The organism is Salinispora pacifica DSM 45544, from assembly GCF_000378845.1.
In the GTDB taxonomy this organism is placed as follows: domain Bacteria; phylum Actinomycetota; class Actinomycetes; order Mycobacteriales; family Micromonosporaceae; genus Micromonospora; species Micromonospora pacifica.
Map to the genome: position 1 here is coordinate 4,273,354 of NZ_KB905359.1, position 12,738 is coordinate 4,286,091.

Consider the following 12,738-nt stretch of genomic DNA (forward strand, 5'->3'; position numbering starts at 1 on the left):
CCCCGGCGGCTACGGGTCAGGGGACCGTACGTTCGATCGCCGCCCGGCCCTTCTCGACCAGGTCTCGGCGGGCCCGCTCAACATTCTCCGGGGTCAGGTCCTGACCGCGGGCCGCCACCAGATCCTCCGGCTCCCACGGCTGCTCCGCGCCGGTGCGGATGCCGCCCCCACCGGCCCCGGCGTCGTACGGGTCGCCAAGGAGGTCCTCGGTCGACGGGCCGCTTTCGGCCTGCTCCCCAGCGGCCGCGAAGGTGGGGGTGTTCCGGTCGCCACCCCCGTCGGTCATCAGCTGGGGGACGCCGGTGTCATCCTCGACCGCCGCGACTGCCTCAGCGCTCTCCTCCAACGGTCGGTACCGGTCCCGATCGGTCATGGTGTCGCCCTCCCGTCCGTACGTGCGCTACCTTTCCGCGTACCCCGTGCACTGGGTGCCATGCCACCTGCATCGCGCCGTGGCTCAGCGGTGGAGTCGGCGGTCCGCGTCGCGTCGTCCTCCCGCTGCTCGCGGTGGCTCTCGGCGGCGGAAGGCTCGGCAGTTTCCGAAGCGCGTTCGGCCCGCCGCTGCACCCATCCCGGGCCTCCGCGGAATTCGGCCGTCGGGTCTGCCCGCCAGCCTTCTCGCGCCACGTCAACGGCACCGTCGCCGGGTCGGGGGGTTGACTCGGCCCGCGCGTCCGGAGCTTCTGCCCCGCCGGCCAGCGCGGACGCGGCGACCGCCCCGCCGACTGAGGGTGCACCGAGGGCGCTCGGGACCGGGGCGGGTCGGTGAAATTCGGGCCGGTCGTCCCTGTCGCCGTCCGGCGTGACGCGCTGGTCGTTTTCGTCGCCGGTCGTCGGTCGACCACCCTTCGGTCGTGCTGGTGCGGCTGCGACGGGTGCTCCCTCTGGGTGCTCAGTGTCGGCCTGCTGCTCGTCCTGGCGCATTCTCGACTCCTCAACCTGGCTCCTCCGCTGCCTTGGGTATCCCACCTGATGCAGCGCATCAATCCCGGTCCGGCGCACTTTTCGGTGGCCGGAGGGAATCACCCATTCGGGTTTTGCCGGCTAAAATCGCGTAATCAGGTAGCTAGTGGATGGACGGTACGCTGAGGTCGTGGCGTCGTGGGTAGCCGCCGTGCGGGGCTCCGTGGCCGTCTGGTTGGGGGCGGAGTACGTGTTGGGCGTCCCGCTGCCCGGGCTGGCGGCATCCGGCTGTCCCGTCCATGCCCAGGCAGACGGTAGTGCAACTGGAGCAAATTCCGTATCCTGCCCAAGGCGACCGCCAATGGCGCCCCGGTACGATTTGGGGCGCGTTCCGGCGGGTGCTGTCCGGCGTGTGCCGCGCCCCGCAGCCCCCCACGATCTGGGCGAGGTCCTGATTGAACATTCGCGACTGGCCGATCCGCTCCAAGCTGACCGCACTGGTCGTGGCGCCGATAGCCGCGCTCCTCGCACTGTGGATCTTCGCCACCACGCTCGCCTTTGGACCCGCACAGAGCCTGCTCTCCGCCCGGACCCGCCTCAATGAGTTTGGGCGGCCCGGCGAGGCGGTCGTCGCCGAGCTGCAACGCGAGCGTCGGCTCTCGGTCGTGTACCTGGCTGCCGAGTCTGCTGAGGTTGGCCTCGATGAACAGCGGAGGCATACGGACGAGGCGATCGCCGAACTCCGTCTTCGAGCTGCCGGCGACGACCTTCGGGACGCCACCAACGACCTGTTGGATGTGCGGTTGGACCAGTTCCTCATCGCCCTGGATGCGTTGTCAGCCGGGCGTGGTCAGATCGACCGGGGAGAGGCGGACACGTCCGACATCGTTGATCTCTACAGCGGAATGATCTCGTCGGCTTTCCAGGCCTTCGCGGCGCTGTCAGCGTTGCCGGACCCCGAACTACACCGGGAGGCGTTGGCGATAACCGCGCTCGGCCACTCCCGCGAACTGCTCGGTCAGGCCGATGCCGTGTTGGCCGGGGCATTCGTCTCGGGCAGCTTCGCCGAGGGCGAGCACCGCAAACTCGTGCAGACAATCGCCAACCAGCGGTTCCTCGCTGATTCGGCGGTAGCCGACCTACCGGCGGCGGAACGTAGCGAGTATCAGCGGTTGACCCAGCAGGCGGAGTTCCGCCGACTGGGTCAGATGCAGGAACTTCTGATCGAGAACTCCGCCGATCGGCTGCCGATAGTGGCTGCGAGCTGGCAGGCCGACTACGACGCGGTCCAGCAGGCGATGCGGGACTATGAGCTGAACCAGGCCGACGGCTTGGCCGATCGGTCGAAGCCTCTGGCCATACGCGTCTTTCTGCTGCTTGCCTCCGCCGGGTTGCTGGGCCTCGTCGCGGTCGTGGTCTCCCTGGTGGTGGCGGTTCGGGTCGGCCGTTCCCTGGCCAGCCGGCTGGCCGGGTTGCACACCGTACTCGAACGGGCGGAACGCCAGCTGCCCGAGTTGGTGGCGCGGATGCGCCAGGGTGAGACGGTGGACGTGGAACGGGAAGCGCCGTCGGTCGATTTCGGCACGGACGAGATCGGCCGGGTGGGGCGCGCCTTCACCGCGGTGCGGCGGACCGCCATCCGGTCTGCCGAGGGTGAGGTGAACCTGCGCCGTGGTCTCAACGAGGTCTTCCTCAACATCGCCCGCCGTAGCCAGGGGCTCGTGCATCGCCAACTCGCGCTGCTTGACCGGATGGAGCGGCGCGCCGAGAAACCGGACGAACTAGCTGACCTCTTCCAGGTCGACCACCTGGCCGCCCGGCTGCGGCGGCACGCGGAGGACCTGGTGATCCTGGCTGGCTCAGCTCCGAGCCGGGGCTGGCGCAACCCAGTCGCCATGGTCGATCTGATTCGGGGGGCGCTGTCCGAGGTCGAGGCGTACAAGCGGGTTGATATCGGCGGCGTGCAGTCGGCTGGGCTCATCGGCCGGACCGTGGGTGACCTGATCCACCTGCTCTCCGAGCTGATCGAGAACGCCACCAGGTTCTCACCGCCGGGGACCCGGGTCCAGGTCGCCGGGGTGCGCAGGGCTGACGGCTACCTCTTCGAGATCACTGACCATGGCCTTGGTATGAGCGCGGAGGCGTTGGCGGACGCCAACTCGCTGTTGTCCTCGTCGCCCGAGTTCGACCCAACCCGGACCGACCGGCTCGGGCTCTTCGTGGTGGCCCGGTTGGCCGCCCGACACGGGGTACGGGTTCGGCTGCGTCCGTCCGAGTCGGCTGGTCTGACCGCGGTCGTTCTCATCCCGGACGAGTTGATCACCGAGGAGCCGCTGCCGGCGGGCTTGGCCGGCGGCGAGCGAGAGCGTCCGGAGTCCCGGGCAGTTCGGCGGGAGCCGCCGCGTCGCTCGTCCGCCGAGCCGGAGCCGTTGGCGCTCGCCGACAGTACGTCGGTCCCGACTGCCGGCGAGTCGGCCGGGACCGATGCCGGCCCGGTGCCCGTCGAGGTGGCCGGCGAGATCGACGGGCTGCCGCGGCGGGTTCGCCGTCGTCCGGCCGGGGCGCCGCGGAGCCGGATGGGCGCGGCGGCGCCCGACGGGGCGACCACCGAGACCCGGCGGCTGCGGCCGACCGTGGCAGAGCCGATGGCGCGGCAGCCGGCCGGGGACGGTCGGCAGTCCCTGTCGTCGGACCCAACCCCCCGCTCCCCGGAGGAAGCCCGCCGGATAATGGCGGCGCTACAAGCCGGCACGACGAGGGGGCGTCGGGTCGCCGCCGCCCGAGTATCAATGTCCGAGGTCGGACCCGGCGCTCAGCCGGTCGACCCCTCGAACGATCTCGAACCCCCGACCGCAGCTGAGAGGGATGCGTGATGCTGCAATCTGCCAGGCAGAATGTTGATCTCGACTGGTTGCTCGACGAACTGGTGGAGCGGGTGCCGCCCGCCCGGCAGGCGGTGGTGCTCTCCGCCGATGGGCTGCTGCTGGGGGCCTCCGCCGGGCAGGAACGGGACGATGCGGAGCACCTGTGCGCTCTTGCCTCTGGCCTTTCCAGCCTGGCCCGGGGCACGAGCCGGCAGGTGGCCGGTGGTCCCGTTCGGCAGACTGTCGTCGAGATGGAATCGGCATTTCTGTTCGTGACCACGGCCGGGCAGGGCGCCTGCCTCGCTGTGGTCAGTGACGCAGACGCCGACATCGGGCTGGTGGCGTACGAGATGGCGATGCTGGTGACCCAGGTGGGGGAGACGATGAGCATCCCGGCTCGGCCAGCGGTGGGCCCACGCGATGTGGGCTGAGCCCGGAATGCCGCATGACTGGCTGGATGCCGATGCGGTTCCGGTGGTGCGCCCCTACACCCTGACCGGGGGACGTGTTCGGGCGGCGGGCGGGTTCGACCTGGTCGCGTACGTCCTCGCCGACCGGAACGCGCAGCCCGCCGTACACCTCGACCTGCATCCCGAGCACCTACGGCTGGTGGCGTTGGCCGCCCGGCCGGTCCCGGTGGCCGAGTTGGCGGCCGGCCTCGACCTGGCGGTTGGCGTCGTCCGGGTGCTGCTCGGCGATTTGGTGGACCGGGGTCTGGTGACGGTCCACCAGCCCTCGGCCGGCCCGTACCTGCCCGACAACAATATTCTCAAGGCGGTGGTCAGTGGACTCCGTGCGCTCTGAACTTCCACAAACCGGGGCCCGCATCCCGATCGCACTCAAGATCCTCATCGCCGGGGGCTTCGGCGCCGGGAAGACGACGCTGGTGAGCGCGTTGAGCGAGGTTCGCCCGCTCCAGACCGAGGAGATGTTGACCGATGCCGGGGTCGGCACCGACGATCTTGCGGGGGTGGAGGCGAAGTCGACCACCACGGTGGCGATGGACTTCGGTCGAATCACCATCAACGAAGATCTTCTGGTCTACCTCTTCGGTGCGCCGGGACAGGACCGGTTCTGGTTCCTCTGGGACGAGTTGGCGTTCGGGGCGCTGGGCGCGGTGGTGCTCGCCGACACCCGACGACTGGCCGACTGTTTCCCATCCATCGGCTACTTCGAACAGCGGGGGATTCCGTTCGTGGTCGGTGTCAACTGTTTCGATGGGGCACGCCGGTTCAACCTGGAGACCGTACGTGAGGCGTTGGACCTGGACCCCGACGTGCCGATGCTGCTCTGTGACGCCCGGGAGCGGCAGTCCGGCAAGCAGGTGTTGATCGCACTCGTCGAACATGTGGCCCGGCAGCATGGGGAACCGGTGCCGGTCTGATCCGGTGCCGGCCGGTGCGAGGCGTCCGCCTCGCCGCGGTGCGCTGTCGGCCCGGGCGGTAGCTCGCTCCGGACGTGGAGCCGCGCGGTGGCGTTCCAACGTGACGCGCCGCGGCTTGGACGAAGCTCTGGTTGGATCGGAGGAGTCGGCGCGGAGGGGGTCCGGTGGCGGTTCAGGGCGTGTTCGTCTACCTCGGTTGCTACACGGCGGCCGCCGGGGGGCGCGGCGAGGGGATCGTCGTCGCTCAGCGGGAGCCGGATTCGGGTGCGCTCACGCCGCTCGGCACGGTCGCGGTCACCCCGGCGCCGTCGTTCCTCGCTCGGCATCCGGACCTGCCAGTCCTGTACGCGGTCAATGAGGTGGCCGATGGCGGGGTCAGCGCGTTCCGAGTCGCCGCGGATGGGGGTCTCACCGTGTTGGGTAGCCGGCCCACCGGTGGCGCCGAACCATGCCATCTCGCTGTCGCCGACGATGGCCGACACCTCTTCGTGGCCAACTACGGCGGTGGGAGCGTGACGGTATTCCCGCTCGACCGGCAGGGGGTGCCCGGGGAGCGCACCGACCTGGTCCGGCACGAGGGGCATGGCCTGGACCCACAGCGGCAGGAGCGGGCGCACACCCACATGGTCGCTCCGGGCCGAAACGGAGGGCCGCTGCTCGTGGTTGACCTCGGCACTGACTCGATCTACCGGTATGAGCTCGACGCCGGGCCGGGGCGGTTGGTGGTACGGGCTCCGCGGGTGCGCATCGCCGCTGGTGTCGGTCCCCGGCACCTGGCCCGGCACCCGGACGGAAGACGCTGCTGGCTGGTCGGGGAACTGGACGGGTCGGTCCTGGCCTACGAGGTCACCACTGACGCTTCGCTGCGGTTCCGGGGCCGGGTTCCGGCCAGCGGGCGGCCGGGGCAGGTGCAGCCTTCGGAGGTCGCGGTCGGGCCGGAGGGGCACTTCCTCTACGTCGCGAACCGGGGTGTCGGCACGATCGCTGTCTTCGCGCTCGACGGCGAGTTGCCGGTGCTGGTCGCCGAGGTGGACTCCGGCGGTGAGTGGCCCCGGCACTTCGCGCGGATCGGCGCCGACCTGTACGTCGCGGACGAGCGGGCCGACCTGATCGGCGTGTTCCGGGTCAACCCGGAGACCGGCGTGCCGTCGCTGGTCAACGAGGCGGTTGGTGTCCGGAGCCCCACCTGCGTCCTGCCCTGGACGGAGGAGTACGGCACACGGGGTTCTGGTGTTCACGTAGCGTAGTAGATGTGCGGGTACTTGTTGCTTCTGCGTAACTAAAGTTGACCGGAGGTGGCCGTTGCTCGCCGGCAGCCGGAAAATGACCCCGTGTCTGCAGGCCGCCATCGCAACCGAACGAACATCCACCTCGCCAGCGTCGCCGCAGCCGTCGGCGTGTTGGTGGTTACTGCTGGTGGATACTTCGGCTACCGGCAGCTCGCGGCGCCGGACTGTTCCGGCTCGGTCCAGCTGGCGGTAGCGGTCGCGGCTGAGCTGGCACCGGCGGTCGATTCCGCGGCGACCGAGTGGGAGAACGGGGGTGCGGCGGTTGGCGGCACCTGCGTTGAGGTGAGCGTGACCGCGTCCGAGCCGGTCGGGATAGCTGCCACCGTCGCCGCCAAACACGGTGCCATCCTGCCCGGGGTGGGTCAGGTCAGCGGCGCCGTGGTAAGCCCCGATGTCTGGGTGCCGGATTCGTCGGCGTGGCTGCTGCGGCTCAAAAGCGGTGGAGCGTCCGAGTTCAACCCGGGTAACGGAGCATCGATCGCCCGGAGCCCGGTGGTCGTGGGCGTACCCGAGCCGATCGCCTCCCAGCTTGGCTGGCCGGAGCAGGAGTTCACCTGGTCCGCGCTGGTCAGCCAGGTCAACGACACGGAGCCGCTCAAGGCCGGCACCGTGAACCCGACCCAGGATGCCGCCGGCCTCTCCGGGCTACTCGCGTTGAGCGCCGCCGCCGCGGCCGGGGAGGACGGCCAGGCAGCAACCGTCGGTGCGCTACGTGCGTTGTCAGCCAGCAGTGCGGATCGGCGTCAGGAACTGCTCGCGAAGTTCCCCACCTCTGTCGACCCGACCACGATGGCCCGTAGTCTCGGCGCGGCAGCGTTGTCGGAGGAGGATCTGCTCTCCTACAACGCCGGGGATCCGGTGGTGCCGCTGGCCGCGCTCTATCCGAAGCCGGCGGCGACACCGTTGGACTATCCGTATGCGGTGCTGCCGGGGATCGGGTCGGCCAAGACGGCGGCTGCCCGGATGCTCTTCGATGTGCTCACCACGGCCAGCTTCAAGGACCGGTTGGCGTCGTTGTCGCTGCGGGGGCCGGACGGTACCTGGGGTGCCGGCTTCAGCGTGCCCGTAGGGGCGCCGAGCCCGGCGGCCGATGGCGACAGCGCCACCGGCGACCTGGATCTACTGGCGGTCGAGCGGGTGGTCTCCAGCTGGTCAATCGCCACCCAGTCCGGCCGGATGCTCTGTGTCATCGACGTCTCTGGCTCGATGCGGGAACCCGTGGCGAGCGCCAACGGCATGAGCCGTCAGCAGGTCACCCTCGCTGCGGCAGGGCGTGGGCTCCACCTTTTCGACGACAGTTGGCAGATCGGGCTGTGGGAGTTCTCGACGAACCTGGGCAGCGGACGGGACTATCGGCGGCTGGTTGAGATCGGCCCGCTGAGTAGTCAGCGGAGCGAGCTTGAGGCGGCGTTGACCCAGATCCAGCCGACCCGGGGTGACACTGGTCTGTTCGACACGGTGCTCGCCGCGTACGAGGCGGTCCAGGAGGGCTGGGATCAGGGGCAGGTCAATTCGATCGTGCTCTTCACCGACGGTAAGAATGACGACGACAACGGCATCAGCCAGCAGCAACTGATCACCGAACTGGAGCGGATCAAGGACCCGGAGCGGCCGGTGCAGGTGGTTCTGATCGGGATCGGCGCGGACGTCAGCAAGGCAGAGCTGGAGTCGATCACGAAGGTTACCGGTGGCGGCTCCTTCGTCACCGAGGACCCGACCAAGATTGGTGACATCTTCCTGAACGCCATCGCGCTGCGCGAGACGGGTTCCTGACCTGACCCGAGGATCAGCGGCGCGGCTGCCAGCAGCGTCGAGAACGATGCGGCGGGACTCTCGGCAGGGCGGCGGCCGCGCAAAGTGACGGTAATATGTCGGAAAGAATCGGCGTCCACAATGCGCAGGGCAGGATGTCGTTGTTCCGGCGGGAACCAGGCCATCCTCGGCTCGGACCACCGGGCCGCCTCCGGCCGTGACCACCGGGGGCGAGGTGAGGTGGGGAGGGTCGGTGAACTCAGCCACGCTGCTGACCTCCGGACGGTCAACGGCGGGCGGTCTGACCCCGCCGAGGACTCGCGCTGCGCTGCGGTCCTACCTTCGGGCTCTGGTGGTACTCGACACCGCGGCGCTGAGTCTCGCCGTTCTCCTCGGGTACCTCACCCGCTTCGGCATCGGGCCCCCCGGCGGCGCTGTGCTGCCCTACGCCGTCTTCGCGCCCGGCCTGGTGCTGGCGTGGCTGGTCTCGCTCAAGGCTCTTCGCTGCTACGACGATCGGGTAGTCGGCTATGGCGCCGACGAGTATCGGCGGGTGGGTGTGGCCAGCCTGCGCCTGGCCAGTGGGGTCGTGATCGTGGGCTGGATCCTGGATGTCGGCGTGCCCCGGGGGTTCCTCGTCACCTCCTTCGCCGCCGGTGTGGTCGGGCTCGAGCTGGCCCGCTTCGTCGCCCGCAAGAGGTTGCACCGGTCCCGCGCACGGGGCCGCGGTTGGTCCCGGAAAGTTCTCGTGGTCGGGGACGCCGCGCATGTCCTGGAGTTGGTGCACACCCTGCGGCGCGAGCTGTACGCGGGCTACCAGGTCATCGGGGCGTGCATCCCGGACGTGTTGCTCGCGCCGGTCCCGCAGCAGTTGGGGGACGTGCCCGTGGTGGGCTCGTTTCGAGGCATCCCCGAGGCCGCCACCGCCATCGGCGCCGACACCGTGGCGGTGACCGCCTCCGGAGAACTGACCGCCACCCGGCTGCGTCGGCTCGGCTGGCAGCTGGAGAGCACCGGGGTTGATCTCGTGGTCGCGCCGGCACTGACCGATGTCGCGGGACCCCGGATCCACACCCGTCCGGTGGCCGGGCTACCGCTGATCCACGTCGAGGCCCCGGAGTTCCGGGGCGCCCGTAAACTGGTGAAAGGGCTGGTCGACAAGGCGTTCGCGCTCTTCGCACTGACCCTGCTGCTGCCGCTGCTGATCGTGATTGCGTTGACCGTGCTGGTCGACAGCCGGGGGCCGGTGTTGTTTCGGCAGACCCGGGTCGGGCAGGGAGGCCGGGAGTTCGGGGTGTGGAAGTTCCGCACGATGGAAGTCAACGCCGACGCCCGGCTGGTGGAGCTGGCGTCGCGGAACGAGACCGACGGCCTGCTGTTCAAACTGCGGGACGACCCCCGGGTGACCCGGGTCGGTCGACTGCTGCGCAACTGGTCACTGGACGAACTGCCACAGCTGGTCAACGTCCTGTTCGGGCAGATGAGCCTGGTCGGCCCCCGCCCACCGCTGCCCTCGGAGGTCGCCCGGTACGACGGCGATGTCGCCCGGCGGCTGTTGGTCAAGCCCGGCATGACCGGCCTCTGGCAGATCAGTGGCCGGTCTGACCTGAGCTGGGAGGACGGTGTTCGGCTCGACCTCTACTACGTGGAGAACTGGTCCCTCGCCGCCGATCTGACCATCCTGTGGAAGACCTTCGGCGCAGTGGTGAACCGCCGCGGGGCGTACTAGTGCGGGTGCGTGGAGCGTTCCGGCGGCGCTCCCCCCGCGGCTTCGGGATGGCGTGCGTGGTGGGACTGTTGGCCTCGGTCTGGTAAACCAACCACAGAACCTGGCGGACGACACCCGGAGGCTGGCATGGCGCCCCGTCCCACCCCTGCCGACAAGTTCTCCTTCGGTCTCTGGACGGTGGGCTGGCAGGCCCGGGACCCGTTCGGCGATGCCACCCGGCCGGAGCTGGACGCCGTCGAGGCGGTGCATCGCCTCGCCGAGTTGGGGGCGTACGGCATCACCTTCCACGATGACGACCTGCTCCCCTTCGGGGCGAACGCTGCCACTCGCGACGCTCACCTCACCCGGTTTCGCCGGGCCCTCGACGAGACCGGCATGGTGGTCCCGATGGTCACCAGCAACCTCTTCACCCATCCCGTGTTCAAGGACGGCGGCTTCACCAGCAACGACCGGGATGCCCGGCGGTACGCGCTCCGCAAGGCGCTGCGCGCCGTGGACCTCGCCGCGGAGCTGGGCGCGGGCACCTTCGTCCTGTGGGGCGGTCGGGAGGGCGCCGAGTACGACCTCGCCAAGGATGTCCGCGCCGCGCTGGACCGCTACCGCGAGGCGGTTGACCTGCTCTGCCAGTACGTGGTGGCGCAGGGATACGAGCTGCGGTTCGCGATCGAGCCGAAGCCCAACGAGCCGCGCGGCGACATTCTGCTGCCCACCGTCGGGCACGCGCTCGCCTTCATCGCCACCCTGGCCCGCCCGGAGTTGGTCGGTCTCAACCCGGAGGTCGGGCATGAGCAGATGGCCGGGCTCAACTTCGTCCACGGCATCGCGCAGGCGCTTTGGCAGGGCAAGCTGTTCCACCTCGACCTCAATGGCCAGCGTGGGGTGAAGTACGACCAGGATCTGGTCTTCGGCCACGGTGATCTGCTCAATGCCTTCGCCCTGGTCGACCTCCTGGAGAACGGCGGTCCGGGCGGCGGGCCAGCCTACGACGGCCCCCGGCACTTCGACTACAAGCCGTCGCGCACCGAGGACCGGACCGGGGTGTGGGCCTCGGCCGAGGCGAACATGCGCACCTATCTGCTCCTCAAGGAGCGGGCTGCGGCGTTCCGGGCGGACCCGGAGGTGACCGCGGCGCTGGCCATGAGCCGGGTGGATGAGCTGACAACACCAACCCTGGCCCCGGGCGAGACCCACGCCGGGCTTCGCGCCGACCGTACTGCCTTCGAGGAGTACGACGTGACCGCTGCCGGCGCCCGTGGCTACCACTTTGTTCGGCTCAACCAACTCGCCGTCGAGCATCTGCTCGGCGCGCGCTGAAGGCGGCCGGATGCCGCTGGTCGCCGGAGTCGACTCGTCGACCCAGTCCTGCAAAATCGTTATTCGGGATGCGGAGAGCGGCGTCCTGGTCCGCCAGGGTCGGGCGCCGCACCCGGATGGCACCGAGGTCGACCCGGCGGCCTGGTGGTCCGCCCTGGGCGAGGCGGTGTCGGCCGCCGGCGGGCTCGCCGACGTCGCGGCGGTCTCGGTCGCCGGGCAACAGCACGGCATGGTCTGCCTTGACGATGCCGGCGCGGTGGTCCGCCCGGCACTGCTCTGGAACGACACCCGCTCCGCCGGCGCCGCCGCCGACCTGGTGGCCGAGGCGGGCGCGGGCGACACCGGGCGGCGGTTCTGGGCGGACGCGGTGGGCGTGGTGCCGGTCGCCAGTCTCACCGTTAGCAAGCTGCGTTGGCTGGCCCGGCACGAGCCGGGCAACGCCGCCCGGGTGGCTGCTGTCTGCCTGCCGCACGACTGGCTTACCTGGCGGCTCGCCGGCGCCCCCGGCCTGGCGGCGCTGAGCACCGACCGCAGCGACGCCAGTGGCACCGGCTACTGGTCCCCGGCCCGCGCCACGTACCGACGGGACCTGTTCGAGCAGGCGTTCGGCCGGATGGTGACCGTGCCCCGGGTACTCGGTCCGGTGGAGTCGGCCGGCCGACTTGACCCGGCCGTGCTCGCCGGAGCACCGGAGCGGGGGGAGGTCTCGCTCGGCCCCGGCGCGGGTGACAACGCCGCCGCCGCGTTCGCGGTCGGCGCTGGCCCCGGCGACGTGGTCGTCTCGATCGGCACCTCCGGAACCGTGTGCGGCGTCGCGGAGCAGCCGACAGCGGACCCGACGGGTGTCGTCGCCGGCTTCGCCGACAGCACCGGCCGATACCTGCCGTTGGTCTGTACGCTCAACGCGGCCCGGGTGCTCGACGCCGCCGCCGCGCTGCTCGGGGTCGGCCTCGCTGAGCTGGCCGACCTGGCGTTGTCCGCGCCACCCGGGGCAGACGGTCTGGTCCTGGTGCCCTACCTGGCGGGGGAGCGGACGCCGAACCGGCCGGACGCCAGCGGTGCGGTGCACGGGCTGACGCTGCGTACCGCCACCCCGGCGCACCTGGCGCGGGCGGCAGTCGAGGGAATGCTCTGCGCGCTCGCCGACGGACTGGACGCCCTCGTCGCGCAGGGCGTCGCCGTCGGGCGGGTGATTCTGGTTGGTGGTGGCGCCCGCTCCGCCGCGGTACGACGGGTCGCTCCGCAGGTCTTCGGTGTGCCGGTGGTGGTTCCGCCCCCGGGCGAGTACGTCGCCGACGGCGCCGCCCGCCAGGCCGCCTGGGCTGTCCTGGGTGCGGTGCCGCCGCCGAGGTGGACCGTGGCCGGGTCGCGAAGCTACGAGGCGGACTCGGTGCCGGCGATTCGGGCCCGGTATGCGGAGGCGCGGGAGCATGTCCTCGACCACGGGGGCGCACCGCGATCACCCCGGTGACGGGGCGGTGGGCCGGCCCTGGTTGGCTGCCG

General features: G+C 70.5%; 10 protein-coding genes. 9 read left to right on the plus strand and 1 reads right to left on the minus strand.

Annotated features, from left to right (window positions below; translation table 11 throughout):
- Positions 1 to 16: 16 nt before the first annotated feature.
- Positions 17 to 373, minus strand: coding sequence for a hypothetical protein (locus SALPAC3_RS0119610; RefSeq protein WP_018222884.1), 357 nt, complete (start codon positions 371 to 373; stop codon positions 17 to 19).
- Between the two features lie 985 nt (positions 374 to 1,358).
- Here SALPAC3_RS0119610 and SALPAC3_RS0119620 point away from each other — a divergent pair.
- The 9 genes from SALPAC3_RS0119620 to xylB all read left to right on the plus strand — a co-directional run bounded on the left by SALPAC3_RS0119620 (position 1,359) and on the right by xylB (position 12,706).
- Positions 1,359 to 3,776, plus strand: a complete 2,418-nt coding sequence (locus SALPAC3_RS0119620) for a sensor histidine kinase (RefSeq protein WP_018222885.1) — start codon at positions 1,359 to 1,361, stop codon at positions 3,774 to 3,776.
- Positions 3,773 to 4,198, plus strand: a complete 426-nt coding sequence (locus SALPAC3_RS0119625) for a roadblock/LC7 domain-containing protein (RefSeq protein WP_018222886.1) — start codon at positions 3,773 to 3,775, stop codon at positions 4,196 to 4,198. The genes SALPAC3_RS0119620 and SALPAC3_RS0119625 overlap by 4 nt, the downstream gene beginning before the upstream one ends.
- On the plus strand, positions 4,188 to 4,571 hold the full coding sequence (locus SALPAC3_RS0119630; protein ID WP_026185736.1) for a DUF742 domain-containing protein: 384 nt from the start codon (positions 4,188 to 4,190) through the stop codon (positions 4,569 to 4,571). The genes SALPAC3_RS0119625 and SALPAC3_RS0119630 overlap by 11 nt, the downstream gene beginning before the upstream one ends.
- On the plus strand, positions 4,552 to 5,151 hold the full coding sequence (locus tag SALPAC3_RS0119635; protein WP_018812627.1) for a GTP-binding protein: 600 nt from the start codon (positions 4,552 to 4,554) through the stop codon (positions 5,149 to 5,151). Before SALPAC3_RS0119630 ends, SALPAC3_RS0119635 begins: the two co-directional genes overlap by 20 nt.
- Positions 5,152 to 5,315: 164 nt before the next feature.
- Positions 5,316 to 6,398 (plus strand): lactonase family protein, encoded by a 1,083-nt coding sequence (locus tag SALPAC3_RS0119640; protein ID WP_018222889.1) that lies wholly within the window; start codon positions 5,316 to 5,318, stop codon positions 6,396 to 6,398.
- Between the two features lie 84 nt (positions 6,399 to 6,482).
- Positions 6,483 to 8,213 (plus strand): substrate-binding domain-containing protein, encoded by a 1,731-nt coding sequence (locus SALPAC3_RS0119645; RefSeq protein ID WP_018222890.1) that lies wholly within the window; start codon positions 6,483 to 6,485, stop codon positions 8,211 to 8,213.
- A gap of 232 nt (positions 8,214 to 8,445) precedes the next feature.
- Positions 8,446 to 9,921 (plus strand): sugar transferase, encoded by a 1,476-nt coding sequence (locus SALPAC3_RS0119650; RefSeq protein WP_026185737.1) that lies wholly within the window; start codon positions 8,446 to 8,448, stop codon positions 9,919 to 9,921.
- Between the two features lie 126 nt (positions 9,922 to 10,047).
- Positions 10,048 to 11,235: a xylose isomerase gene (xylA, locus tag SALPAC3_RS0119655; RefSeq protein WP_018222892.1), complete on the plus strand. Its 1,188-nt coding sequence runs from the start codon at positions 10,048 to 10,050 to the stop codon at positions 11,233 to 11,235.
- Positions 11,236 to 11,245: 10 nt separating this feature from the next.
- Positions 11,246 to 12,706: a xylulokinase gene (xylB, locus tag SALPAC3_RS0119660; protein WP_018222893.1), complete on the plus strand. Its 1,461-nt coding sequence runs from the start codon at positions 11,246 to 11,248 to the stop codon at positions 12,704 to 12,706.
- Positions 12,707 to 12,738 lie beyond the last annotated feature (32 nt).